This window comes from Streptomyces sp. NBC_00154 (assembly GCF_026342835.1).
In the GTDB taxonomy this organism is placed as follows: Bacteria; Actinomycetota; Actinomycetes; order Streptomycetales; family Streptomycetaceae; genus Streptomyces.
The window spans coordinates 5,140,293-5,166,641 of sequence record NZ_JAPEMI010000001.1; the positions used below are offsets into that span (position 1 = coordinate 5,140,293).

Genomic DNA, 26,349 nt, shown 5'->3' on the forward strand with positions numbered 1-26,349 from the left:
GTATCAACTCCGAACAACCCCGGGTGTGCCCATCCGGACGGGCACACCCGGGCCCAGCTCCGCGTACGGAGCCCCCGCACCCTCCACCTCCAGCACCCACACCTCATTGGCGCCCTCCCGCAGCACCGGACCCGGCACGTACAGCGTCCGCTGCGGGCCCGCTGACCAGTAGCGGCCCAGGCAGAAACCGTTCACCCAGACGAACCCGCGTGTCCAGCCCGGCAGTTCGAGACCCGCATGATCCGCGTGACCCGGTTCCGTCAGTTCGAACGACCCCCGGTACAGCCCGGTGCGCCCCTCCACGACATCCCCGAACGGCACCCCGGCCACCGCGCCCGGCTCCTCGAACGCGGCCAGCCGCAGCGCCCTGGCCCGTACACCGTGCAGGTACTGCCGCTCGTGCAGCACCCCGCCCGTGATGCCCTTCGGCTCACCCAGCCGCGGCCCGTAGTTGACCCGGCCCAGCGACTCCACCCACAGCTCGACGGACGCAGGTCCGGCCACGGGCGTCTCGAGGGTGGCGTTCCCGTCGCCCAGCACGCCTTCCCGGACGCCGTTCACGTACACCACGGCCCGGTCCCGGAGCCCCGTCACCCCCAGCGTGTAAGGCTGCCGCGGACCCGGCACATCCACCTGATAGCGCACCAGGCCCCGGTCGACGCCAAGCTCCTCGAACGTCGGCGGAACACCGGACTCCGCCGGTTCCGGGTCGCCCAGCGCCTCCAGCACGCCGGACAGCGACACCCACCCGGTCAGCTCCGCCCGCACCGGCGCCGCGAGCCCGGCCGGCTCCGGCGGCAGATCAGGAAGCGGACCGTCCGCGAACTCGGCGAGGACCTCCCGGAACAGCCAGAACTTCTCCGTGGCCCGCCCGTACTCGTCGATCGGGGCGCCGTAGTCGTACGACGTCACCGTCGGCAGGAAATCCTCGTCCTGCAGCGAACCGGACCGATTGGCCCCCGCCCAGCCCGCGAAGTTCGTCCCCCCGTGCGCCATGTAGATGTTCACGGACGCCCCGCACTCCAGGATCTCCCGCAGCGCCTCGGCGGCCTGCGCCGGTTCCCGTACGACCGGCGGCGCACCCCAGTGCGCGAACCAGCCGCACCAGAACTCCATGCACATCAGCGGACCCTTCGGCTGATGCCGTCGCAGCACCTCGAACGCCTCACGCGCCCCCGATCCGAAGTTCGCCGTGGCGAGCAGACCGGGCACGGAGCCGCCCGTCAGCATGTGGTCCTCCGGCCCGTCGGACGTGAACAGCGGCACACTCACCCCCTGTTCGCCCAGCAGGTCCGCGAGTCGTCGCAGATAGACGGCGTCGGTGCCGTAGCTGCCGTACTCGTTCTCCACCTGAACCATGATCACCGGGCCGCCGCGGTCGATCTGCCGTTCCACCACTTGCGGCAGCAGCTGCGCGAACCACCGCTCGACCGCCCCCAGATACCCGGCATCACGGCTTCGCACCCGCCGCCCGAACCGTCCCGTCACCCAGACCGGCAGCCCACCGTTCTCCCACTCGGCGCAGATGTACGGACCCGGGCGGACGATCGCCCACAGTCCGGCGCGGTGCGCCGCGTCCAGGAACCGGCCCAGCGCCGCCACGTCCCGGAACACGCCTGGCTCGGGCTCATGGACGTTCCACGGAACGTACGTCTCGACGCAGTTCAGGCCCATGGCCCGAAGCATCGAAAGCCGGTGATCCCACTGCGCCTCGTGCACCCGGAAATAGTGCAGGGCCCCCGACAGCAGGCGTACGGGGTTCCCGTCGAGCCGGAAGTGGTCGTCCCCCACGGTGAAGTCAGCCATCGTGCTCGTACTCTCCTGTTGCGCCGGTCCCACCCCCGAAGCCGCGCGCCCCGAGGCCGCACGACGGTACGTACCACGGAGCGCGCGGACCCGGGAGGAATGCTGCAGCCACCCTCACCCCCTGGCGTGCGGCCGGTCCATGGACAAAGATCGCTGCTGTTTGGACACAATGCGCAGATCACCGAACCGGCCCCGGACGAGCCGAGCGGAGGAAGGAAAGCCGATGTCGACGTACCACACCTGGATGCGCTTCTTCACGCCCAGCCCGCTCCACCACCGGCTGGGCCTCGTCTGCCTGGGCGTCGGCCTGCAGCACGGCGCGCTGCCTACGGTCGGCCCCCGCACCCTGGACCACCATGTGGCCGTCGTGATCCATTCGGGCAGTGGCTGGTTCGCCGGCCCCGACGGCCGTCGGCTGCCCGTCACCGCCCCCAGCCTGATCTGGCTGACCCCCGGCACCCCGCACCACTACGGCGCCGACCCGGGCACCGGCTGGGACGAGAGTTTCGTCGACTTCACCGGCCCCGCCACCGCCACGTACACCGAACTCGGCTACATCGAACCGGACCGCCCGCTCGTCCCCCTCGCCGACACGGCGGGCCCGCGTGCCGCGGTGAGCCGGATCGTCCGCGCGGCCCGACGCGGCAACCCGCTGCTGGAGGTCGAGACCGGCGCCGCCGTCCATGAACTCCTGGTCGCCCTGCGCCGGGCCCGCGCCGATGTCAGCCCCGACGGCGATCCGGTCCTGCAGGCCCTCGCCCGCGACGCGTTCCAGCCGCTCTCGGTCGCCGAACACGCCGCCCGGCACAACATGACGCCCGCCGAACTGCGCACCGCGGTTCGACGCGGCGCCGGCTGCAGCCCCAAGGACTACCTCCTGGGCATCCGGCTCGGCCGCGCCAAGGAACTCCTCGCCGCAACCGAACTGCCCGTCGCCGCGGTCGCCCGCCGCGTCGGCTACGACGACCCCGCCTACTTCTCCCGGCTGTTCGCCCGTCGCGTCGGCACCGCCCCGGTCCGCTTCCGCGAACAGCAGGGCCGCGCCGTACCGGGCGGCTGGAGCGACACGATCCCCGACCCGGACCACCCACCGATGATCAGCCCCTGAGGGCTGTCCCCTGGCAGGGCCCCGGAACCGGCCGTCTAAGCTCGTCGACCATGACCACCAGCGACACCGACGAGTCCGTACGCGCGGAACTGAACCGGCTCCGCGAAAGCATCGACAACATCGACGCTGCTGTTGTCCACATGCTCGCCGAGCGCTTCAAGTGCACCCAGCAGGTCGGCCATCTCAAGGCGAACCACAAACTGCCCCCGGCCGACCCCGACCGCGAAGCCGAGCAGATCGCCCGCCTGCGCCGCCTCGCGGAGAACGCGAAACTGGACCCGGCCTTCGCGGAGAAGCTCCTGAACTTCATCATCGCCGAAGTGATCAGGCACCATGAGCGGATCGCCGGCGACCCTCCGGCCGGCGACGCAGTCTCCGAGGGGTGACCCCTCGCGTCTCCCCGCCGGCCTCGCCGCCGGGGCTGCCGAGCGGGACCTTCCCGTCGGGGCGCCCGGCAGCCGGTTGCTCGCTCGGCAGGGCCCGGTCGGCGCACCTGCGGCCCGGGCCGTTGGACCCCCGAACCACGATGGCGTTGGCGAGGACCGTGATGAGAAAGATCATCCTGATGATGTCGGTGTCCCTCGACGGATTCATCGAGGGGCCGGACCGCGACATCGCCTGGCACCTGGTCGACGACGAGCTGCACAGCCATTTCAACGACGAACTCGCAGCGATGGGCGGCTTTCTGAGCGGTCGCGTCACCCACGAGCTGATGGCGGGTTCTGGCCGACGGCCGACGCCGACCCCTCGAATGCCGGGCCGATGGCGGAGTTCGCCGGTATCTGGCGGGACATGCCCAAGCTGGTGTTCTCCAGGACCCTGGAGCGGGCCGACTGGAACACCACCGTGGTGCGGGACGTCGTCCCCGAGGAGATCATGGCGCTCAAGGCACAGCCGGGCGGGGACCTGTCCCTCGGTGGCGCCGATCTCGCCGCGGCCTTCAGGGAGCACGATCTGATCGACGAGTACCGCGTCTACGTCCATCCGGTCCTCATCGGCCGGGGCAAGCCGCTGTTCCGGCCGACGGACGCGAAGAGCGATCTGCGACTCGCCGGGACCCGGAGCTTCGGCAACGGGGTCGTCCTGCTCCACTACCGGCGTGCCGAGGAGATCTCCGCGGCAGGGTGATGACCTCCCGCGCGGACACCCGTCTGCGGGGAGACACCGCGCGCCGGCACCGCGGCCCGGGCACTGATCGCACCGCACAGCACCGGGCGGGCGGCCGGCGACGTCGCGAGCGCGGTGCGCGGGGCGGTCAGGGGGAGATCTCCTCCAGCGGCCGGTTGGCCGTCTCCTCGGCGAGGACGCCCGCCACCACCGCACCGGCCAGCGCCACCGCACCGAGCATCACGAAGACCGCGGCGACGTTGTTCCCGGCGCTGTAGACCGCGCCGACCAGGATCGGGCCCAGGATCACGCCGAGGCGATTGACCGCGCCACCGACACTGCAGCCGAGGGCGCGCATCCGCGTCGGGTACAGCTCCGGCGTGTACAGGTACAGGCAGATGTTGGAGCCGAAGAAGCCGACGGCCGACAGCGAGGTCCAGATCAGGACCTGGGCGGGGCTGTGGGCGCCGAGTGCGGCCAGGGTGAGCAGAAGCGCGGCGGAGCCCCCCAGGAAGGTGGCGAAGATCTTGCGGCGGCCGAGGATGTCCACAGTGAGCGCCACCAGCAGGCAGCCGAGCAGTCCGGCGACCGAGGTGACCGTGGAGTAGAGCAGGGCGTCGGAGAGCGTGAGGCCGTACCCGTCCTTGTAGATACTGGGCAGCCAGGACGTCACGCCGTAGTTGACGAAGTAGCCGGTGAACCAGATCGCGCCCACCACCAGGGTGCGGCGGCGGTAGCGGCCGGTGAACAGGGAACGCAGTCCGGTGGCGGTGCGCTCCGCATCGGTGGCCGCCCGCGCCGTCGGGGGCCCGGGGAGTGCCGGGGGGCCCGGGGAGTACCGGACCGGTGGCAGCGGTTCGCCCGTGGCGGCGGACACCTTCGCCTCGATCTCGTCCATGACCGCCTCGGCCTCCGCCGTCCGCCCCCGGTCCGCCAGCCAGCGCGGCGATTCGGGAACCGTGCGCTGGACGAGGAACGCGAGCAGTCCGGGCACGGCCGCGACCGCGAACATCACGCGCCAGCCGGCCGCGGGCACCAGCCACGCGGCGGCCAGGGCGCCGACGGTCAGTCCGGCCGGGAAGACGAGTTCGTACAGCAGGACGAAGCGGCCCCGCTTGAAGCTCCGGGTGATCTCGCTGATGAACGCGGCGGCCACCGGCACCTCACCACCGATCGCGAGCCCCTGCACGAAGCGCAGCGCAAGGAACGGGGTGAGCGACGTGCAGGCGACGAGGGCGAGGCCGGCCAGCCCCGAGGCCGCCACGCAGTACGCGATCACCCGGACCCGGCCGAATCTGTCGGCCAGCCGGCCCGACAGCAGCGCGCCGATGAGCATGCCGACGGAGCCGACGGTGAGCACCGACGTGGCATCGCCGTCGGTCAGGTGCCACTCCTGCCGTAGCTCGGGCAGTGCGTACGCGATCAGCAGCTGGTCGAAGGCCTCGAAGAAGGTGACGACGCCGACGACGAGGCGGACGGTGACGTGCCAGCGGGAGGCCGGCAACCGCTCGAAGCGGGCGGCTATGGCGTCACGGGCGGTGACGGCTTCGCGGGTGGCGGCGGTGGGCCGGGTCATCGAGGGTTCCTCCTGCTCCGGGTGGGGACGGAGCGGTTGGGGAGCCAGGTGTGCGGGAGAGCAGGGGTGTACGGGAGTGAGCTGAGCGTACGGGGACGGGGTGGTGGTGCGGGGCTCGTGAGCTTGTGAGACCGCCCACCACTGCCGCCGACTGCTCTCTAAGGTGCCTAGCTTCTTAGGGCTTAAGTTTTATCGGTCCGAGGGTGGAGGTCGTCAAGACCTCCAGGGCAAAAGAGTTTTTACGAAGAGGCCTTGCGGTGAATTACTTAAGCGCTTAGATTTTTAGCTCTGAGGTAACCGTATCGACTGCAGGAGGCCAACTGATGCTTGCCGATGAAGTGTTGGTCGCAGGGCAGTGGCGGCAGGGCCGCGGTGCCCCCATCAGGACCGTCGACCCCGCCACCGGCCAGGTCATCGCCACCGTGCACGCCGCGTCCCTCGACGACGTCGAGGACGCCGTCACCGCCGCCGTCCACGCGGCCCACGACCCGGCCTGGCGTGAGCTGCCCGCCCATCTGCGGGCCCGGCTGCTGCACCGCATCGCCGACCTCGTCGAGCGCGACGCCGACCGGCTCTCCGCCCTGCAGACCGCTGACACCGGCAAGTGCCGTACCGAGACCCGTGCCCTCGTACTGAGCGCCGCGGGCACCTTCCGCTACACCGCCGCCGCGCTGGAGACCGCCGAGGACGCGATCACCCCGTCCCGCGGCCCGTACGTCACGATGAGCGTCCACGAGCCCATCGGCGTCGTCGGCGCGATCACCCCGTGGAACTCGCCCATCGCCAGCGACGCCCAGAAGCTCGCCCCCGCACTCGCCGCGGGCAACGCGGTCCTCCTCAAGCCCGCGGAGTGGACCCCGCTCGTCGCCCTCGCCCTCGGCCGCCTCGTCCACCAGGCACTGACCGAGGCCGCACTGCCCGCCGCACTGCTCTCCGTGCTGCCCGGCCGCGGCAGCGTCATCGGCGACGCGATCGTCCGCCACCCGGCCGTCGGGAAGATCACCTTCACCGGTGGCACGAACACCGGCCGCACTCTCGCGCACGCCGCCGCCGACAAGCTGATCCCCATATCGCTGGAGCTCGGCGGCAAGTCGCCGACGATCGTCTTCGACGACGCCGACCTCGAGCAGGCCCTCGCAGGCGTCATGTACGGCGTCTTCTCCTCCAGCGGCCAGAGCTGCATCGCCGGATCGCGGCTCTTCGTCGCCCGTTCGCGGTACGAGGAATTCGTCGGCGAACTCGTCGCCCGCACCGAGAAGTTGCGCGTCGGACCCGGCACCGACCCGGACACCCAGGTCGCCCCGCTCGTCCACCACAAGCACCGTGACAGCGTCGCCGCCTACGTCGACCTGGCCCGCGAAGAAGGAGCCACGGTCCGGTGCGGGGGAGCGGCCCCCGAAGGCGACACCTACCGAGACGGCGCCTACTACCTCCCCACCGTCCTCGACGGCCTCCCCAACACCGCCAGGGTCTGTCAGGAAGAGATCTTCGGACCCGTACTCGTCGCCCTGCCCTTCGACGACGAGGAGGACCTCGTCGCCCAGGCCAACGACAGCGTGTACGGCCTCGCCTGCGGACTGTGGACCCGGGATCACGCCAAGGCCTGGCGGGTCGCCCGCCGTATCGACGCCGGAACGGTCTGGATCAACACGTACAAGCAGTTCAGCATCTCCACCCCGTTCGGCGGGCTGAAGGACAGCGGCATCGGCACCGAGAAGGGCCGCGACCTGATCCGCGGCTACCAGCGGCAGAAGTCCCTCTACTGGGGCACCGGCACCACGCCGCTGCCCTGGGCCGCCAACTGATGCCGACAGACGAGGAGCCGGAGAACCACATGACTCACGAGAACCGCGGGGCGTACGAGAACCTCCACGCCCGCCCCACCGCCGTCCCGCTCGAACCCATCGCCCGGCTGCGCGCCCTGCGCTCCGTCGAGCTGCACACCCCCGCCTTCACCGAGTCCACCGACTTCTACACCGAGGTGTGGGGCCTGGAACCCGTCGAGCAGGACCGCGACGCCGCCTGGCTGCGCGGCACCGGTGAAGAACACCACGTCCTCGCCCTCACCCGCGGCGAACGCAACGGCCTCGGCCGCATCACCTTCGCCGTGGCCACCCCCGCCGAGATCGACGAGGCCGCCCGCCGCCTCCTCGCCAGGGGCATCGTCCCCGTCGCCGGACCCGGCCCCCTCGACCAGGTCGGCGGCGGATACGGACTCCGCTTCACCGACCCCGAGGGCCGGCTCATCGAACTCAGCGCCCAGACGCACGCCGTCACCCCGCGCGGCCGGGACGCCGCCGTCCCCGTCGGCGTCACCCACACCGTCCTCAACACCACCGACATCGACGCCGCCGTCGCCTTCTACACCTCGGTCCTCGGGCTGCGCGTCTCCGACTGGTCCGAGCACCAGATGGCCTTCCTGCGCTGCAACGCCGACCACCACTGCATCGCCTTCAACCAGGCCGCATGGGCGTCGCTGAACCACGTCGCGTACGAGATGACATCGGTGGACCACTTCATGCGCGGCCTCGGCCGGCTCCGCCACCACGGCATCAACCCCCAGTGGGGGCCCGGCCGGCACGGACCCGGCAACAACACCTTCTCGTACTTCACCGACCCCGCCGGACTCGTCTGCGAATACACCTCCGAGGTCGCCCAGATCGTCGAGGACGCCTGGATCGCCAAGGTCTGGCGGCGCACCCCCGACCTCTCCGACCTGTGGGGGACCGCAGGTCCGCCGTCCCAGAAGATCCGCTGCCACATGGCGGGCGAACCCGACCCCGGGCCACTGGCCCCCGCCACCGACGAGGTGTCCGCATGACCGCCACCACCACCCGCCCCACTCCCGTCGCACGCCCCACGCGACCCGTGCGACGCATCGGACTCGTCGGCTGGGGCGCCATCGGCCGCGTCGTCGGCACCGCCCTCGCCGAGGGCCACATCCCCGGCGCCGAACTGACCTGCATCGTCGACAACCGGCCCCTCGTCGACGCCCCCGCACCCCAACTGTCCTTCGAGGACGCCCTCACCGTCTGCGACCTCATCGTCGAAGCCGCAGGCCAGGCCGTCGTACGGGAGTGGGCCGAGCGGGTCCTCGACAGCGGCGCCGACCTGCTGATCGCCTCCACCGGAGCACTCGTCGACCCCGAACTCGTCGACCGGCTGCGCGCAGCCGGCCCCGGACGCGTCTACTTCACCGGTGGCGCCGTCGGCGGACTCGACCTCCTGCAGGCCGTCACGGGGCTGGGCGCCCTCACCTCCGTGCGCCTGACCACCACCAAACTGCCCGCCACCCTCCACCAGCCGTGGATGGACGCCGAGCTCACCGAACGGCTGCGGACCACCACCGAACCGGTGGAAGTGATGCGCGGCACCGCCCGCGACGTCCCGGTGAAGTTCCCCAAGTCCACCAACGTCGCCGCATCCGTGGCCCTCGCGACCGGCGACCCCGACCTCGTCGAGGTCGTCGTCGTCGCCGACCCGGCCGCCACCCTCACCCGGCACGTCATCGAGGCGGACGGCCCGCACGGCACCTACCGCTTCGAGGTCGCCCACCGGCCCGACGCCACGAACCCCGCCACCAGCCAGGTCGTGCCGCACTCCGTGCTGCGCAGCCTCGCAGCCGTCGTCGGCCGGGCAGGACAGATCCTGTGACCGCCACTCTCACCACCGAGCCCGTCCACACCCAGGAGACCGGGAACCCCGACGCACCGCTGCTGCTCTGCCTGCACGGCATCGGCTCCTCCTCCGCCGCCTTCGCCCCGCAACTCGCCGGACTCTCCGACCAGGTACGGGTCGTCGCGTGGGACGCCCCCGGGTACGCGGCCTCCGCCGACCCCGGCCGGGCCCCCGGCCTCGACGGCTATGCCGACACCGCAGCCGCGCTGATCCGTGACCGCGGCGGCCGCGCCCATGTCCTCGGCGTCTCCTGGGGCGGCGTCATCGCCCTGCGCCTTGCCGCCCGCCACCCCGACCTCGTCGAGTCCCTGATCGTCGCCGACTCCAGCCGCGGCTCCGGCACCAACCCGGACAAGGCAGCCGCCATGCGCGCCCGCGCGGCACAGCTCGCCGCCGAAGGCCCGGACGCCTTCGCCGCCGCCCGCGGCCCGCGCCTCGTCTCCGCCGACGCCCCGGCCGAACTCGTCGAACGCGTCGTGGCGACCATGGCCGCCTCCATCCGTACCCCCGGATACGGCTACGCCGCCGACGCGATGGCCGAGACCGACCTCACCGACGACCTGCCCACCATCACCGCACCGGCACTCGTCCTCTGCGGCGAACAGGACACCGTCACCGGAACCGAGGAGTCCCAAGCCATCGCGGGCGGCCTCACCAAGTCCGTGTACGTGACCCTCTCCGGCGCCGGACACCTCTCCAACCAGGAACGGCCCGAGGCCTTCAACGCCTGGGTCCGCGCCCACCTCCACGTCGTCGCCCGCACCCCCGCGTGACGACGGCCCGCCCCCACCCGCACCAACGAACCGAGGAGCAACCCGTGCCCATCGACAACACCCCCTACGAGACCGACGGCGACCTCGCGAAGTACACCGACTCGCTCATCGCCACCAAGGACTCCCGCGAGCCCGACTGGAACACCCTCTCCTTCCAGGCGAAGGCCGGCGACCAGTACAAGCGCGCCCAGATCCGCTACGTCGGCTCCGGCGCCACCGGCAACCACGAGAACGACAACCGCATCATCCCGTCCGGCGGCTTCACCTTCTCCAACATGCTGCTGCCGCCCGGCGCCGAAGGCCCCGAGCACACCCACCACGACGTCGAGGAAGCCTTCTTCGTCCTCGAGGGCCAGGTCAGGGTCGGCATCCACCGCGGCGCCGACGAGGTCGAGTACCGCACCCTCGGCTACCGCGACATGATCGTCGTGCCCGCCGGAGTGGCCCGCTCGCTGAAGAACGAGGGCGACATCGACGCCCTGTTCTGCGTCATCATCGGCACCCAGAAGCCGCAGGTCCCGACGTACCCCGAGCACTCCCCGATGCACGGCATCACCCGCGACTGATGGCCACCGACGACACCCCCCGTACCGCGGACAGCTCCCGTACGGTCGTCGTCACCGGCGCCGGCCGCGGCCTGGGACTGGCCGCGGCCCGCCGGATCGGCCGCGACGGCTACCGCGTCGTCATCGCCGAACTCGACGAACGGACCGGCAAGCAGGCCGCCGACGACCTGCGCGCCGACGGCATCACCGCGGACTTCCACCTGCTCGACGTCGCCGACCCGGACTCCGTCGACGCCCTCGCCACCACCCTCGCCGGCGACGGCACCAGGCTCCACGGCCTGGTCAACAACGCCGGTCTGGCCAACGCGGTCGGCGGAAAACCGTTCCACGAGATCGACGTGCAGGCGTGGGACCGCATCATGACGGTCAACGCCCGCGGCCCCTGGCTCGTCGCCCGCGCCCTCCTCCCGCTCATGACGGCGGGCGGCGGCCGGATCGTCAACCTCGCCTCGGACGCGGCGCTGTACGGGTCGCCCCGACTCGCCCACTACATCGCCTCCAAGGGCGCCGTCATCTCCCTGACCCGGGCCATGGCCCGCGAGACCGGAGACCTCGGCATCACCGTCAACGCGGTCGCCCCCGGACTGACCGAGGGGGAGTCCTCCGTCGACATCCCCGCCGAACGGCACGAGCTGTACCGGCTGAACCGGGCGATCTCCCGGCCCCAGCAACCGGCGGACCTGGTCGGCCTGATCGCCTTCCTCGTCGGCGACGAGTCCGGCTACATCACCGGCCAGACCTTCGCCGTCAACGGCGGCTTCACCATGCACTGACCCCACGGGCACACCGCCGCACCGGACCACCCCCACGGGGCCCCGGTGCGGCGACCGCCCCAGGACACCCCCCTCACACCAAGGAGTACGAGATGGACCTCGGCCTCGCCGACCGCAGCATCCTCGTCACCGGCGGCAGCTCCGGCGTCGGCCTCGCCACGGTCCGCATGCTGCTCGCCGAAGGCGCCCGCGTCGCCACCTGCGGCCGCCGCGCCGACGCCCTCACCGCCGCCCTCGACGGACTCGCCGGACCGGACAGGCTCCACCACGCCCCCTGCGACGTACGCGACGAAGCGGCAGTCGAAGCGTTCACCGAAGAAGCCGCCGACCGCTTCGGCGGCCTCGACGGACTCGTCAACAACGCCGGCGCCTCCCGGATGAAACCCTTCGCCGAGACCACCGCCGACGACTGGCGCGACGAACTCGAACTCAAATTCTTCGGCGTCCTCAACCCCCTCCACGCCGCCCTGCCCCACCTGCGCAAGTCCGGCAACGCCTCCGTCGTCAACATCAACGCCGTACTAGCCAAGCAGCCCGAGACCCGGCTCATGACCACCAGCGCCGCCCGCGCCGGCATCCTCAACCTCTCGACCTCCCTGTCGAAGGAACTCGCCCCCGACGGCATCCGCGTCAACTCCGTCTGCCTCGGCCTCGTCGACACCGGACAGTGGGAACGCCGCTACGCAGCATCCGGCAGCCTCCTCGACTACGCCGCCTGGCAGGCCGAACTCGCCGCCGACCGAGGCATCGCACTCGGCCGCCTCGGCAACGCCGACGAAGTCGCGTACGCCATCACCACCCTCCTCTCACCCCGGGCCTCGTACATCACCGGCACCACCGTCGACGTCTGCGGCGGCGTCAACCGATCCATCGCATAACACCCACCCCCCACCCCCGTTCACGTACCTCAGGAGCGCAACGACATGACCCAACCCAACGGCGGCGACCTGCTCGTCGAGACGCTGCGCGGACTCGGCGTCGACACGGTGTTCGGCATCGTCAGCGTGCACAACCTGCCGCTCGTCGAAGCCGTGGACCGCGACCTGCGCTTCGTCCCCGTGCGCCACGAAGCCGCCGCAGTCAACGCGGCCGACGGCTACGCCCGCGCCACCGGACGCCTCGGCTGCGCCCTCACCAGCACCGGCACCGGAGCGGGCAACGCAGCCGGCTCCCTCATCGAGTCCCTCAGCTCAGGCACCCCCGTCCTCCACATCACCGGCCAGATCGACAGCGAATACCTCGGCTCCGGACGCGGCTTCATCCATGAGACCAAGGACCAGCTCGGCATGCTCCGCGCGGTCTCCACCCACGCCGTCACCGTGACCGACGCCGCCGACGCGGGCGACATCCTCCGCGACGCCGCCGCCCGCGCCCTCACCGCCCCGCACGGCCCCGTCAGCGTCGAATGGCCCATCGACCTCCAGTTCGCCCCCCAGCAGCTGACCGGCACCCCCGTACCCGCCGGCTCACCCCCGGCCCTGCCCGACCCGGCACTCCTCGACGAGGCCGCGGCCCTCCTCGCCGCCGCACAGCGCCCCCTCGTCTGGGCCGGCGGCGGAGCCAACAGCGCCCGGCCCGAACTCGCCGCACTCCTCGTCGCGCTGAACGCCGGACTCGTCACCTCCAACTCCGGCCGCGGCTCCGTCCCCGAGTCCGACGAACGCGTCCTCGGCAACTACGCCACCGCCCCCGCCGGACGCGCCCTCCTCGCCGAAGCCGACGTGCTGCTCTCCATCGGCACCCACTTCCGCTCCAACGAGACCGCCGACTACAGCCTCGAACTGCCCTCGGTACACATCCAGCTGGACCTCGACCCGGCCGCCCCCGGCCGCGTCTACCCCGCCACCTGCGCCCTGCACGGCGACGCGGCCGCCGTCCTCACAGCCCTCCTGGAACGCATCAGCAGCAGCGGTACGGAGACGGACTGGCCGGCCCGCGTACGCAAGGCCCGTAACGACGCCCGCAGCGCACAGCGCCACGCGATCGGCCCGCAGGCCGCAGTCAACGACGCGATCCGCGACGCCTGCCCGCCCGCATCCGTCATCGCCCGCGACGTCACCATCCCCTCCTCCACCTGGGGAAACCGGCTGCTGGAAATCACCGACCCGGCGACCAACGTCTTCCCCCGCGGCGGAGGCATCGGACAAGGCCTCGCCATGGGCATCGGCGCCGCACTCGGCCGCCCCGACACCCCCACCGTCGTCATCGCAGGCGACGGCGGCCTCGCCGTCCACCTCGGCGAACTCCTCACCCTCGCCCAGGAGAAGCCCCGCCTCACCCTCCTCGTCTTCAACGACGGAGGCTACGGCGTCCTGCGCAACATGCAGGACACCCACTTCCCCCGCCGCTCCGGCGTCGACCTCACCACCCCCGACTTCGCCGCGCTCGCCGCCGCCGTCGGACTCCCGTACGCCCGGATCGCCACCGAAGCCGACGCCGGCCCCGTCATCAAGGAAGCCACCGCCTCCGACGGCCCCACCCTCGTCGAGATCGACCTCGCCGCACTCGGCCCGATGAACACGCCGTTCACCCCGCCCGTCAAGCTCCCCTCGACCGCCACCGGACAAGGAGGCAACCCGCGATGACCACCACCGGACAAGAACCTCAGCTCGACCTGCTCGTCCACCGCATGACCTGGGAAGCCGACGGCGTCCTCGGCATCGAACTCACCCACCCGGACGGCACCCCCCTCCCCGCCTGGCAGCCCGGTGCCCACATCGACGTACACACCGGCGGACACATCCGCCAGTACTCCCTGTGCTCCGACCCCGCCGACCCCACCCACTGGCGCATCGGCATCCTCAAGGAACCCGCATCCCGCGGCGGCTCCGCCCACATCCACACCCAGCTGCGGCCCGGCCAGACCCTCCGCGTCCAAGGCCCCCGCAACCACTTCGAACTCGACGCCGACAACAACGCCGGAAGTTACCTCTTCATCGCAGGCGGCATCGGCATCACCCCGATCCTCGCCATGGCCCGCGAAGCGACCCGCCGCGCCATCCCGTGGCGCCTCGTCCACGGCGGCCGCACCCGCACCTCCATGGCCTTCGGTGCCGAACTCACCGCACTCGCCGAACTCCCCGGCGGATCAGTCGAATTCGTCCCCCAGGACGAGCAGGGCCACATCGACCTCGACACCCTCCTCGGCGACCTCCCCGCAGACACCCAGGTCTACTGCTGCGGACCGGAACCCCTCCTCGCCGCCGTCGAGGAACGCTGCCCCACCGCCCGCACGGAACGCTTCGCCGCCCCGACGGCGGCCCCTCGCGACGGAGAGGACACCGGCTTCGACGTCGTCTGCTCCCGCACCGGAACCACCGTCCAGGTCGGCCCCGACACCTCGGTCCTGGACGCACTGGAAGGCGCCGGAATCTCCGTACCCTCCTCCTGCCGCGACGGCATCTGCGGCACCTGCGAGACCAAAGTCCTCGAAGGCACCCCCGACCACCGGGACTTCCTGCTCTCCGACAGCGAGAGGGCCGCCGGCGCCTCGATGATGCTCTGCGTCTCCCGCGCCTGCACCCCGCGCCTCGTCCTCGACCTCTGAACCACCCCCGAAGGGAGCCGACATGACCACCCCGCAGTACCTCAACCCCCACCAGGCACGCACCGCCGACCCCACCCCGTACGAGAAGAAACTCGCCGCCGTGATCGAGGACGTCTTCGGCAGCGGCGCCCACGACCTGCCCGGCCTCGTCGCCGGACTCAACGCTCGCGACCTGCCCGCCCCCGACGGCAACCCGTGGACCGAGGACACCTTCCGCACCGAGATGCGACGACTGGGAGCGTGAAACGACCATGACCACCGACACCGCAACACACACGGGCGAGACCACCCGGCCCTCCGAAGTCGCCCGCCCCGGCAACCGCACCGCCGACCGTCTCTTCGACACCGGCATACGCAACCAGTGGTACGCCGTCTGCCCCTCCGACTTCGTCCCCGCCGGCGGCATGAAGCGCCTCACCCTCCTCGGCGAGGAATGGCTCCTCTTCCGCCGCGCCGACGGCACCCTCCACATGCTGGAGGACCGCTGCCCCCACCGCGGCGCCCGCCTCTCGCTCGGCAAACACCTCGGCGACCGGATCGCCTGCTGGTACCACGGCGTCCAGGTCGACGGCACCGGCACCGTCGCCGCCGTACCCGGCCTGCCCGGCTGCAACCTCGAAGGCAAACAGCTCGTCGCCGCACCCCACGTCATCGAGGCCGGCGGCGCGATCCTCGCCTACTTCGGCGACAACGAAAACCCCGAACCGGCCCCCCTCGTCCTGCCGGAACAGCTCACCGACCCCGACGTCTCGGCCTTCCTCTGCTACGCGGAGTGGAACGTCAACTGGCGCTACGCCGTCGAGAACCTCCTCGACCCCATGCACGGATCGTTCCTGCACCGCGACTCGCACAGCATGTCCGAAGGGCAGACCACCGCCCGCTTCCGGATCCGCGAGACCGAACGCGGCTTCTTCTTCGAGAAGACCGACCAGAGCGGCGTGAACTTCGACTGGGTCGAACTCTGCCGCACCGGCATCGACTGGGTCGACCTGACCATCCCGTACCCGCCCACCGCCGGCCCCGGCGGCCCGTTCGGCATCGTCGGCATGGCCACCCCCATCGACGAGGACCGCTGCGCCGTCTTCTTCTGGCGCTACCGCCGCGTCACGGACTGGCAGCGCGACACCTGGCGCTTCCTCTACAAGACCGTGCTGGAGGACCGCCACTGGGACGTCCTCGAACAGGACCGGATCATGCTCGAAGAGCTCCGCAGCGACGCCGACCAGGCGGAGAACCTGTACCAGCACGACCTGGGTGTCGTCCGCGTCCGCCGCATGTACCGCACGGAAGCAGAGGCCCAGGCCCGGGCGAACGCCACCGGCTGAGCCGCCTCGAACACAAAGATGTCCTCGATCGCCGGACGGGCTCGATCACCGAACCCGTCCGGCGATCGAGGTTCACGCACGGGCCGGGTAATTCCCAACCTGTCCGGCAAATCGGTCTCGTTCCGCGATCGAGGACAAAGCGGCCACGGGCGGCCCCGCCCTACCCCTCCTCGCCCGCCCCCTCCTCCGCCGCCAGCACGGACCGCTCCAACTTCTCCAACAACCGCGCCAACTGCCGGCACTCCGCAGGAGTGAGCCCCGCCAGCATCCGCCGCTCGTTCTCCAAATGCTCCGAGAACAGCTCGTCGATCGTCGACAGACCCTCGTCCGTCAACCGCGAATGCACCACCCGACGGTCCTGCGGATCCCGCTCCCGCAGAATCAGCCCGTCCTTCTCCAGCCGGTCGATCCGCAACGTCACACCGGCCGAACTGATCAGCCCGGAGTCCGCCAGCTCACCCGCCGTACGACGGAACGGCGCACCCGCCCTGCGCAACGCGGTCAGCACATCGAACCCCGCCATCGACAGGCCCTTGCGCTCCACCGGCCGCGAAATCGCCGCGCTGTACCGCAGGAACGCCCGATGCAGCCGGCCGAACACCTCCAGCGGAGCCGTATCCAGATCCGGCCGCTCCCGCCGCCAGTCCTCGACGATCGACGCCACCGCATCCTGCCGCGTAGCGGAAGCCGTCTTCTTCGCCATCCCGGGCACCCTCCGTGCAGGAACACAATGGGTAAGAATCTTAGCCCTCAAAGGCCACCCGCGGCCGCGCAGCCACCCACCTGCACCGCACCCCGCCCACCGCGCACTCAGCCCTGCGAGAACCCCACTGCGCACCCCCCACGCCATGCGGCAGCATGGATCCATGTCCGTACTGACGCGCAACGAAGCGCAGACCCGAGCCCAGTTCCTCGACGTACACCGGTACACGATCGACCTCGATCTGACCACGGGTGAGGACACCTTCGACTCCCGCACCGTCATCCAGTTCACCGCCCTCGCGGCCGGAGACACCTTCGTCGAACTCAAGCCCGCCACCCTGCGCTCCATCAGCCTCGACGGACACCCCCTCGACCCCGCCGACCTCACCGAGAACCGGTACCCGCTCACCGCACTCACCGCCGGCCCGCACGAACTGCGCATCGACGCCGCCATGCGCTACTCCCGCACCGGTGAAGGCATGCACCGCTTCACCGACCCCACCGACGGCGAAACGTACCTCTACACCCAGCTCTTCATGGAAGACGTCCAACGCGTCTTCGCCGCATTCGACCAGCCCGACCTCAAATCCGTCTTCGCCCTCACCGTCACCGCCCCCGAAAGCTGGACCGTCCTCGGCAACGGCATCGCCGAACACACCGGCGACGGCCGGTGGACCATCGCCCCCACACCACTGATCTCCACCTACCTCGTCGCCGTCGCCGCAGGCCCCTGGCACTCCGTCACCACCGAGCACGCCGGACTGCCCTTCGGCATCCACTGCCGCCGCTCCCTCGCCCCCCACCTCGACGCCGACGCCGACGAAATCCTCGACATCACCCGCGCCTGCTTCGACCGGTACCACGAGAAGTTCGACGAGCCCTACCCCTTCGACTCCTACGACCAGGCCTTCGTCCCCGAATTCAACGCCGGCGCCATGGAGAACCCCGGGCTCGTCACCTTCCGCGACGAATTCATCTACCGCTCAGCCGTCACCGACACCGAACGCCAGACCCGCGCCATGGTCATCGCCCACGAAATGGCCCACATGTGGTTCGGCGACCTCGTCACCCTCGCCTGGTGGGACGACATCTGGCTCAACGAGTCCTTCGCCGAATACATGGGCTACCAGACCCTCACCGAAGCCACCCGCTTCACCGACACCTGGGTCGACTTCGGCGTAGCCCGCAAGGGCTGGGGATACGACGCCGACCAACGCCCCTCCACCCACCCCGTCGCCCCCGACCCCGCCGCCGTCCCCGACACCGCATCCGCCATGCTCAACTTCGACGGCATCTCCTACGCCAAGGGCGCATCCGCCCTGCGCCAACTCGTCGCCTGGCTCGGCGAAAAAGACTTCCTCACCGGCATCAACACCCACTTCGCCCGACACAAATTCGCCAACGCCACCCTCGCCGACTTCATCGACAACCTCGCCTCCGCCACCGACCGCAACGTCCACGCCTGGGCCGAACAATGGCTCCGCACCACCGGCGTCGACACCCTCACCCCCCACGTCGACGAATCCGACGGCGCCTGGTCCATCACCATCGACCAGCAGGGCCACCGCCCCCACCGCATCGCCGTCGGCGCCTACGACCACGCCCTCGACACCCAGCCGGGACCCGACCGCCTCACCCTGCGCGACCGCTTCGAACTGGACGTCCCCCACAACAACACCGCCAAGATCCACACCGGGCGCCGCCCCGCCCTCGTCGTCCCCAACGACAACGACCTCACCTACGCCAAGGTCCGCCTCGACCCCGAATCCTGGAGCACCGCACTCCACACCCTCTCCGGCATCCCCGACGCCCTCACCCGAGCCGTCATCTGGAACACCGCCCGCGACATGGTCCGCGACGGCGAACTCCACCCCGCCACCTACCTCCGCACAGCCCGCACCCACCTCCCGCACGAAACCGACCTGGCGCTCGTCCAAGGCGTCCTCACCTTCGCCGACACTCAGATCACCCGCCGCTACACCACCCCCGACAACCGCCCCGCCGCCCACGCCACCCTCACCGACCTCTGCCGCGACCTCATCCGCCGCACCGAGGACGGCACCAACCCCGGTCTCCGCCTCACCGCCGTACGCCACCTCATCGACGCCGCCACCCAACCCGACACCATCCAGGACTGGCTCACCAACGGCAGCGTCCCCGGCGGCCCCGAGCTCGACCCCGAACTCCGCTGGCGCATCCTCACCCGACTCGCCGTCCTCGGCGCCACCGACGAAACCACCATCACCACCGAACTCGAACACGACCCCAGCGCCACCGGCCAGGAAGGCGCCGCCCGCTGCCGCGCCGCCCTGCCCACCCCCGAAGCCAAAGCCACCGCCTGGCACAGCCTGTTCAACGACGACACCCTCTCCAACTACCTCTTCAGCGCCACCGCCCAAGGCTTCTGGCAACCCGAACAGGCCGACCTCGTCCACACCTACGTCCCGCGCTACTACCCCGAAGCCACCGCACTCGCCGCCCGCCGCGGCCCCGCCATCGCCGAAGCCGCAGGCCGCTACGCCTTCCCCCACTACGCCATCGACACCGACAACCTCCACCATGGCGAACAAGCCCTGAACGACCCCACCCTCATCCCCGCCCTCCACCGCAAACTCACCGACCAGATCGACGACCTGCGCCGAGCCCTCGCCGTACGCAACGCCCACTGACCCACCACACCGACACCCCCGCACACCGCAGCACCCGTGCCCGGCGCCACCCCACCACAAGGGGAGACGCCGGGCACAGCCATACCACCGGCACCCCCCGACAACCCCCCACCCCCCACCGCCCGTCCCCCTTTCGGGTTCAGATCACCGGGCTCACCGGCCGCGCCACCAGAAACCCGGACAAGCTGGCATGTCCACCCATGCGCGCACCCGAAGGGCCCCACCACCCATGCCCACCCCACCCCTCGCCGGATCCACCACCGGACCCGACGCCCTCCGCCCCCTCCTCGACACCGTCCTCACCGCACTCCACGACGGAGCCCACCAACGAAACGGGCCCATCCCCGCCGGCGGACCCCCAACCACCACCCCCCGCATACGCGCCGCCACCCACCCCGTCATCCCCGACCACGGCACCGGCCCCCACCACGCCCTACGCACCCTCATCACCGCACTCGCCCAAGGCTCCGCAGACCCCGCACACCCCCACTGCGCAGCCCACCTCCACACCCCACCCCTCGCCCTCGCCACCGCAGCCGACCTCGCCGCCTCCGCCCTCAACCCCTCCATGGACTCCTGGGACCAAGCACCCGCCGCCTCAACCCTCGAAGCCGACACCACCGCCGCACTCGCCCACGAGATCTACCCCCACCACCCCCACCCCGACGCCCTCATCACCACCGGCGGCACCGAAGCCAACCAACTCGCCCTCCTCCTCGCCCGCGAACGCCACGGCCCCGTACAGACCATCTGCGCCACCAACGCCCACCACAGCATCAACCGCGCCACCTGGCTCCTCGGCCTCCCCGAACCCCTCACCATCCCCGCCCCCACCGGCGTCATGGACCTCACCGCACTCGAAGAAACCCTCACCCGACACCACCACCAACGCCTCCTCGTCACCGCCACCGCAGGCACCACAGACACCGGCCGGATCGACCCCCTGAACGGCATCGCCGATCTCTGCACCACCCACGGCGCCGAACTCCACATCGACGCCGCCTACGGCGGCCCCCTCCTCTTCAGCCCCACCCACCGCACCAAACTCCACGGCCTCCACCGCGCCCACAGCGTCACCCTCGACCTCCACAAACTCGGCTGGCAACCCGCCCCCGCAGGCATCCTCGCCGTCCCCGACCACCACCACCTCCAAGCCCTCCACCACCAAGCCGCCTACCTCAACGCCGACGACGACACCGAAGCCGGCCTCCCCGACCTCCTCGGCCGCTCCCTGCGCACCACCCGCCGACCCGACGCCCTCAAAATCGCCGTCACCCTCCAAGCCCTCGGCCGCACCGGACTCGCCGACCTCATCGACCGCACCATCAACACCGCCCACCACCTCGCCGACCTCATCACCCACACCCCCACCCTCGACCTCTACGAACGCCCCACCATCACCACCGTCCTCTTCCGCCCCACCAACACCGACGACCACACCGTCGCCACCATCCGCCGCACCCTCCTCACCAACGGCCAAGCCGTCCTCGGCCGCGCCCACACCCACAACGGCCTCTGGCTCAAAGCCACCCTCCTCAACCCCCACACCACCCCCGACGACCTCCAAACCCTCCTCGACCACGTCACCCACCTCACCCACGACCTCAAGAAAGGCAACACACCCCGATGACCGACCGACCCAGCCCCAACCCCGACCAGCCACACGACCTCGTCGGCATCGGCATCGGCCCCTTCAACCTCTCCCTCGCCGCCCTCGCCCACGGCATCCCCGGCAACCCCCACCCCCTCGCCGCGACCTTCTACGAACAACGCCCCGCCTTCCACTGGCACCCCGGCCTCCTCATCGACGGCGCCAGCCTCCAAGTCCCCTTCCTCGCCGACCTCGTCACCCTCGCCGACCCCGCCAGCCCCTGGACCTTCCTCAACTACCTACGCAGCCGCGACCGCCTCTTCCCCTTCTACTTCGCCGAGCGCTTCCACATCCAACGAGCCGAATACGACGCCTACTGCCGCTGGGTCACCGACCAACTCCCCGGACTCCACTTCAGCCACCAGGTCGACGCCGTCCGCTGGAACCCCGAACGCCAACTCTTCGAAGTCGACTTCACCCAACTCGACACCCACGGCGAAGCCGAAGCCCTCGGCCGCGCCTACACCCGCCACATCGCCCTCGGCATCGGCACCGAACCCTTCATCCCCGACCCCCTCAAACCCCTCGCCGACGCCGAAACCGTCCCCGTCATCCACTCCGCCGACTACCTCCACCACCGCCGACAACTCCTCGAAGCCGAACACATCACCGTCATCGGCTCCGGCCAGTCAGGCGCCGAAATCTTCCTCGACCTCCTCCGCGCACGCCCCGCCGGACACGAAAAACTCCACTGGCTCGCCCGCACCCACGCCTTCGCCCCCATGGAGTACTCCAAACTCGGCCTCGAACACTTCACCCCCGACTACAGCCGCTACTTCCACGCACTCCCCGAACACGTACGCGACGAACTCGTCCCCCACCAATGGCAACTCCACAAAGGCATCGACGCCGACACCATCGCCGCCATCCACGACGAGCTCTACCGACGCACCCTCCACGGCGGCTGGCCCGACACCACCCTCACCCCCGGCGTCCACGTACGCACCGCAGGCCGCCTCGCCAACACCCGCGTCGAACTCCACCTCGAACACACCCAACAAGGCACCCGCACCCGCCTCACCACCGACGCAGTCGTCCTCGCCACCGGCTACCGCGAACGCCCCCTCGACCGCATCCTCACCGGCCTCGCCCCCCACATCCGCCGCGACACCGGCGGACGCCCCCGCATCGACGAGCACTTCCGCCTCGAACTCGACCCCACCGTCACCGGCAACGTCTACGTACAGAACGCCGAACGCCACACCCACGGAGTCGGCGCCCCCGACCTCGGACTCGCCGCCTGGCGCAGCGCCACCATCCTCAACAACCTCACCGACACCAACGCCTACCCCCTCCCACAACGCACCGCCTTCACCACCTTCGGCCTCACCCTCCAGAACACCCCCAAAATCCCCCACCAGCACCCCGGCCTCATCCCCCTCGTACAAGGCAACTGACCCACCGCACAAAACAGAAGCGGCCGCCTCCCGGAAAGGAGACGGCCGCTCAACCAGAGAACCGCTAGAACACCGGCTTACCGTCCCGCGTCAGCCGCCAGTCCACCGAAGCGAACTGCGAACCGTCCACCGAACCCTTCGCCTGCACCCACGCAATGATCGTGTTGCGGATCTCCTCCGAATTCGCCCACAACTGCTTCGCACCCGGCACATGCGGGAAGTTACCGCCACCGCTCGCCCGATAGTTGTTCACCGCCAGCACGAACTGAGCCGCCGGATCGATCGCCTTGCCCTCGAACGACAGATTCACAATCCGCGAACCATTCGGCTTCGCAATGTCGATGTCATACGTCAGACCCGACACCGCGTCATAGTTGTAGTCCGGTGTGTTGTCCGCATTCGTCAACTTCGCCGTATCCACCGGAACATCGGCCGCCGTCTGCACGTAATACCGCGCCGAGAACTCCAGGTAGTCCTTGATCTGCGCACCCGTCAACAACCGGGCCTCAAGCGTGTTCTCGAACGGATACAGCCCCGCCGCATCCTTGATCGTCACATCACCGGCAGGAATCTGCGCCGTACGCGAGAAGCACGACGCCTGGGACAGCACCGGAAGCGACGCATACTCACCACCAGCCAGAGCAGCCTTCACCGTCTCCCCCTGAACCACATTGATCAGATCAATGATCGGCTCGTCCTTCCACGCCGCCTCCGCCGTCGTCATCGCCACCGTCGACGAACCGATGACCTGATTGACGTACGCCACGACCTTCTTGTGCTCGTCGGCCAGCAGACCCGTGATCTTCGGGTCCTCCGCCACCGTGTTGGAGTTCAGCACCCGCGAACCCGCACGCTCCACCACCCAGCAGCCCTTCTCCCACACCAGATCGAAGTCGAACAGCGTCAACCGCTGCCCCCACTTCAACGGCTCGGAGAGCACCACCTTCTTGCCCGTCTCCTTGTTCTCCACGAAGTACTCGGGGATCTCCAGATGCGCATGGCCGACCAGAATCGCATCGATACCCGGCACCTGCTCCGCCACCAGAGCCGCCGCGTTCTCCACGTACGGAACCTGATCACCGTACGACGACGTCCCACTGGTCCCCGAATGCGCCGACACGATCACGACATCCGCACCCATGGACCGAAGCCTCGGCACAAACTTCGCCGCCTGCTCCTCCAACCCCGGGAACACCATCTTTCCACTGACGTTCGCCTTGTCCCAGATCGCGATCCCCGGATTCGTCAGACCCAGAATCGCCACCTTCACATCCGGACCGTGCGGCGTACGCATCCGCTTGATCACATACGGAGCGAACGCCGGCCGCAACGTCTTCGCATCCAGGGCATTCGCACCCAGCAGCGGGAAATCACACTGCTCCTCGAACTTCCGCAGCACCGGAATGCCGTAGTTGAACTCATGGTTGCCCAGCGCCGCCGCGTCATACCCGATCGCGTTCATCGCCTGCGCCATCGGATGCACCGGACCACGCTTCGCCGTGATCGGATCGATCTTCGCGTAGTAGTACGACAGCTGCGTGCCCTGGATCGTGTCACCCGCATCGATCATCAGGGTGTTGTGCCGGCCCTTCTCCGCACGGACCTGGTCCACCAGCGTCGAGATCTTGGCCAGACCCACATCGTTGTGCGCCTTGTCGTCGAACTCCTTGTCCGTGAAGTAGTCCCAGTTGAAGACATTCCCGTGCAGATCGGTCGTGCCCATCACCGTGAACGAATACCGCTTCGGGGGACGCCCATGACCACGACCGTCGGCCTCGGCAGGCACAGCCACACCCCCAGCCATCGCCACACCGGCCCCGGCCGCAGCCGATGTGCCCAGGAACGTCCTACGGTTCAGCGGCATCTCGTCTCCCACAGATCAGATCTCGCAGTACACAACGCGCGTAGATAATGACCCACCAGCCGCACCCGGCAACACCCCTCGCAGGTTTCTATCTGATGACCACACGAGTCACACCTCGATGCGACCGTGGGCCCATCGACCCCCACCAGCCCCTACGGGCCCCGCCCTCGACCCCGCGCCCCCAACGTCAGGCCCTCCGCGCCCAGGTGAACGCCCACTTCACCAAAGCACCCCCAAAACTCTGAACAGAATGCTCATCAGAGCGCCACCGTGCACAATTCAACACTTGTCAATAACCCTTCACCTAAAGGTTGTTGAGTCGACACGCAGACCCAAATCGCTACCCGTAGGTAAGGTCTAGGCTCAAACCATGCGCCGAGCAAAAATCGTCTGCACCCTGGGCCCCGCCACCGACACATACGAGCAGATCAAGGCACTCGTCGAAGCCGGAATGGACATCGCCCGCTTCAACCTCAGCCACGGCTCCTACGCCGAACACGAACAGCGCTACCGCCACGTACGCAAAGCCTCCGACGAAACCGGACGCAGCGTCGGCATCCTCGCCGACCTTCAAGGCCCGAAGATCCGCCTCGGCCGCTTCCGCGAAGGCCCCGTACTCCTTGAACGCGGCGACACCTTCACCATCACCGTCGAACCCACCGAAGGCGACCGCAACACCTGCGGCACCACCTACGAAGGCCTCCACACCGACGTCACCACCGGCGAACGCATCCTCGTCGACGACGGCCGCGTCACCCTCGAAGTCACCCACGTCGACGGCCCCCGCGTCCACACCACCGTCATCGAAGGAGGCATGGTCTCCGACAACAAAGGCCTCAACCTCCCCGGCGTCGCCGTCTCCGTCCCCGCACTCTCCGACAAAGACATCGAAGACCTCCGCTGGGCCCTGCGCACCGGCGCCGACATCATCGCCCTCTCCTTCGTACGCAGCGGACAAGACATCGACGACGTCCACCGCATCATGGACGAAGAAGGCCGCCGCCTCCCCGTCATCGCCAAAGTCGAAAAACCCCAGGCCGTCGAGAACATCGACGACATCGTCGCCGCATTCGACGGCATCATGGTCGCCCGCGGCGACCTCGGCGTCGAAATGCCCCTCGAACAAGTCCCGATCGTCCAGAAGCGCGCCATCAAACTCGCCAAGCGCAACGCCAAACCGGTCATCGTCGCCACCCAGATGCTCGACTCGATGATCGACAACTCCCGGCCCACCCGCGCCGAAGCCTCCGACGTCGCCAACGCCGTCATCGACGGCACCGACGCGGTGATGCTCTCCGGCGAGACCAGCGTCGGCAAATACCCCATCGAAACGGTCCGCACGATGTCCCGCATCGTCGAAGCCGCCGAGGAAGACATCCTCGCCAAGGGCCTGTCCCCGCTCACCGATCGCAACAAGCCCCGCACCCAGGGCGGCGCGGTCGCCCGCGCAGCCGCCGAGATGGGCGACTTCCTCGGCGCGAAGTTCCTGGTCGCCTTCACCCAGAGCGGCGACACCGTCAAGCGACTCTCGCGCTACCGCTCACCCATCCCACTGCTGGCCTTCACCCCGGACCCGGCCACCCGCTCCCAGCTGAACCTCACGTGGGGCGTCGAGACCTTCCTCGGCCCGCACGTCGACTCCACGGACGCGATGGTCGCCCAGGTCGACGAGGAACTCCTGCGGATCGGCCGCTGCGAGAAGGGCGACGTCGTGGTCATCACGGCCGGCTCCCCGCCCGGCGTCGCGGGATCGACGAACCTGGTACGCGTGCACCACATCGGCGAGGACGACAGCCCCAAGTAGATC

Annotated in this window: 21 protein-coding genes and 1 pseudogene; 18 read left to right on the plus strand and 4 right to left on the minus strand. The window is 69.8% G+C overall.

Going from position 1 to position 26,349, the window contains the following annotated elements:
• Nucleotides 1-3: 3 nt before the first annotated feature.
• Nucleotides 4-1,806 carry a glycoside hydrolase family 35 protein gene (locus OHA03_RS23050; protein WP_267005691.1) on the minus strand — a complete coding sequence of 601 codons (1,803 nt, stop codon included), beginning with the start codon at nucleotides 1,804-1,806 and terminating at the stop codon, nucleotides 4-6.
• Between the two features lie 223 nt (nucleotides 1,807-2,029).
• Here OHA03_RS23050 and OHA03_RS23055 point away from each other — a divergent pair, with 223 nt between their 5' ends.
• The 3 genes and pseudogenes from OHA03_RS23055 to OHA03_RS23065 all read left to right on the plus strand — a co-directional run bounded on the left by OHA03_RS23055 (nucleotide 2,030) and on the right by OHA03_RS23065 (nucleotide 4,042).
• On the plus strand, nucleotides 2,030-2,914 hold the full coding sequence (locus OHA03_RS23055; protein ID WP_267005692.1) for an AraC family transcriptional regulator: 885 nt from the start codon (nucleotides 2,030-2,032) through the stop codon (nucleotides 2,912-2,914).
• Between the two features lie 50 nt (nucleotides 2,915-2,964).
• A complete protein-coding gene (locus tag OHA03_RS23060; RefSeq protein WP_267005693.1) occupies nucleotides 2,965-3,300 on the plus strand; it encodes a chorismate mutase in 336 nt (111 codons plus the stop codon).
• 161 nt (nucleotides 3,301-3,461) lie between these two features.
• Nucleotides 3,462-4,042 (plus strand): annotated as a pseudogene (locus OHA03_RS23065) (dihydrofolate reductase family protein).
• A 127-nt stretch (nucleotides 4,043-4,169) separates the two neighbouring features.
• On the opposite strand, the gene OHA03_RS23070 reads toward OHA03_RS23065, so the two are convergent.
• Nucleotides 4,170-5,597 carry an MFS transporter gene (locus tag OHA03_RS23070; RefSeq protein ID WP_267005694.1) on the minus strand — a complete coding sequence of 476 codons (1,428 nt, stop codon included), beginning with the start codon at nucleotides 5,595-5,597 and terminating at the stop codon, nucleotides 4,170-4,172.
• A 323-nt stretch (nucleotides 5,598-5,920) separates the two neighbouring features.
• Here OHA03_RS23070 and OHA03_RS23075 point away from each other — a divergent pair, with 323 nt between their 5' ends.
• From OHA03_RS23075 to OHA03_RS23125, 11 genes are all read left to right on the plus strand, one after another.
• Nucleotides 5,921-7,402: an aldehyde dehydrogenase gene (locus OHA03_RS23075; protein WP_267005695.1), complete on the plus strand. Its 1,482-nt coding sequence runs from the start codon at nucleotides 5,921-5,923 to the stop codon at nucleotides 7,400-7,402.
• Nucleotides 7,403-7,431: 29 nt separating this feature from the next.
• The gene (locus OHA03_RS23080; RefSeq protein WP_267005696.1) at nucleotides 7,432-8,418 is read left to right on the plus strand and encodes a VOC family protein; all 987 of its coding nucleotides are present in this window, start codon (nucleotides 7,432-7,434) and stop codon (nucleotides 8,416-8,418) included.
• On the plus strand, nucleotides 8,415-9,251 hold the full coding sequence (locus OHA03_RS23085) for an aspartate dehydrogenase domain-containing protein (RefSeq protein WP_267005697.1): 837 nt from the start codon (nucleotides 8,415-8,417) through the stop codon (nucleotides 9,249-9,251). The genes OHA03_RS23080 and OHA03_RS23085 overlap by 4 nt, the downstream gene beginning before the upstream one ends.
• Nucleotides 9,248-10,048 carry an alpha/beta fold hydrolase gene (locus OHA03_RS23090; protein WP_267005698.1) on the plus strand — a complete coding sequence of 267 codons (801 nt, stop codon included), beginning with the start codon at nucleotides 9,248-9,250 and terminating at the stop codon, nucleotides 10,046-10,048. Before OHA03_RS23085 ends, OHA03_RS23090 begins: the two co-directional genes overlap by 4 nt.
• A gap of 50 nt (nucleotides 10,049-10,098) precedes the next feature.
• Nucleotides 10,099-10,614, plus strand: a complete 516-nt coding sequence (locus tag OHA03_RS23095; protein ID WP_267008131.1) for a cupin domain-containing protein — start codon at nucleotides 10,099-10,101, stop codon at nucleotides 10,612-10,614.
• On the plus strand, nucleotides 10,614-11,387 hold the full coding sequence (locus OHA03_RS23100; RefSeq protein WP_267005699.1) for an SDR family NAD(P)-dependent oxidoreductase: 774 nt from the start codon (nucleotides 10,614-10,616) through the stop codon (nucleotides 11,385-11,387). The genes OHA03_RS23095 and OHA03_RS23100 overlap by 1 nt, the downstream gene beginning before the upstream one ends.
• A 92-nt stretch (nucleotides 11,388-11,479) precedes the next feature.
• Complete coding sequence (locus OHA03_RS23105; protein WP_267005700.1) at nucleotides 11,480-12,265, plus strand: SDR family oxidoreductase; 786 nt, start codon at nucleotides 11,480-11,482, stop codon at nucleotides 12,263-12,265.
• Nucleotides 12,266-12,310: 45 nt separating this feature from the next.
• Nucleotides 12,311-13,972, plus strand: a complete 1,662-nt coding sequence (locus OHA03_RS23110) for a thiamine pyrophosphate-binding protein (RefSeq protein WP_267005701.1) — start codon at nucleotides 12,311-12,313, stop codon at nucleotides 13,970-13,972.
• Entirely contained in the window at nucleotides 13,969-14,934 is a 966-nt protein-coding gene (locus OHA03_RS23115) for a PDR/VanB family oxidoreductase (protein ID WP_267005702.1), read from the plus strand. Before OHA03_RS23110 ends, OHA03_RS23115 begins: the two co-directional genes overlap by 4 nt.
• Nucleotides 14,935-14,956: 22 nt before the next feature.
• Nucleotides 14,957-15,178 carry a recombinase-like helix-turn-helix domain-containing protein gene (locus tag OHA03_RS23120; RefSeq protein ID WP_030972714.1) on the plus strand — a complete coding sequence of 74 codons (222 nt, stop codon included), beginning with the start codon at nucleotides 14,957-14,959 and terminating at the stop codon, nucleotides 15,176-15,178.
• Nucleotides 15,179-15,185: 7 nt separating this feature from the next.
• A complete protein-coding gene (locus tag OHA03_RS23125) occupies nucleotides 15,186-16,259 on the plus strand; it encodes an aromatic ring-hydroxylating dioxygenase subunit alpha (protein WP_267005703.1) in 1,074 nt (357 codons plus the stop codon).
• Nucleotides 16,260-16,419: 160 nt separating this feature from the next.
• On the opposite strand, the gene OHA03_RS23130 is transcribed toward OHA03_RS23125, so the two are convergent.
• Nucleotides 16,420-16,962 carry a MarR family winged helix-turn-helix transcriptional regulator gene (locus OHA03_RS23130; protein ID WP_267005704.1) on the minus strand — a complete coding sequence of 181 codons (543 nt, stop codon included), beginning with the start codon at nucleotides 16,960-16,962 and terminating at the stop codon, nucleotides 16,420-16,422.
• A 163-nt stretch (nucleotides 16,963-17,125) separates the two neighbouring features.
• Between OHA03_RS23130 and pepN the strand changes: the two genes are divergently transcribed.
• The 3 genes from pepN to OHA03_RS23145 all read left to right on the plus strand — a co-directional run bounded on the left by pepN (nucleotide 17,126) and on the right by OHA03_RS23145 (nucleotide 22,678).
• Entirely contained in the window at nucleotides 17,126-19,630 is a 2,505-nt protein-coding gene (gene pepN / locus OHA03_RS23135; protein WP_267005705.1) for an aminopeptidase N, read from the plus strand.
• 229 nt (nucleotides 19,631-19,859) lie between these two features.
• Nucleotides 19,860-21,260, plus strand: coding sequence for an aminotransferase class V-fold PLP-dependent enzyme (locus OHA03_RS23140; protein ID WP_267005706.1), 1,401 nt, complete (start codon nucleotides 19,860-19,862; stop codon nucleotides 21,258-21,260).
• Nucleotides 21,257-22,678 carry a lysine N(6)-hydroxylase/L-ornithine N(5)-oxygenase family protein gene (locus OHA03_RS23145; protein ID WP_267005707.1) on the plus strand — a complete coding sequence of 474 codons (1,422 nt, stop codon included), beginning with the start codon at nucleotides 21,257-21,259 and terminating at the stop codon, nucleotides 22,676-22,678. The genes OHA03_RS23140 and OHA03_RS23145 overlap by 4 nt, the downstream gene beginning before the upstream one ends.
• Nucleotides 22,679-22,742: 64 nt before the next feature.
• Here the strand turns inward: OHA03_RS23145 and OHA03_RS23150 are convergent, their stop codons facing one another.
• On the minus strand, nucleotides 22,743-24,542 hold the full coding sequence (locus OHA03_RS23150; RefSeq protein WP_267005708.1) for a bifunctional UDP-sugar hydrolase/5'-nucleotidase: 1,800 nt from the start codon (nucleotides 24,540-24,542) through the stop codon (nucleotides 22,743-22,745).
• Between the two features lie 370 nt (nucleotides 24,543-24,912).
• On the opposite strand from OHA03_RS23150, the gene pyk reads away from it, so the two are divergent.
• Nucleotides 24,913-26,346, plus strand: coding sequence for a pyruvate kinase (gene pyk / locus OHA03_RS23155; protein WP_267005709.1), 1,434 nt, complete (start codon nucleotides 24,913-24,915; stop codon nucleotides 26,344-26,346).
• Nucleotides 26,347-26,349: the final 3 nt, after the last annotated feature.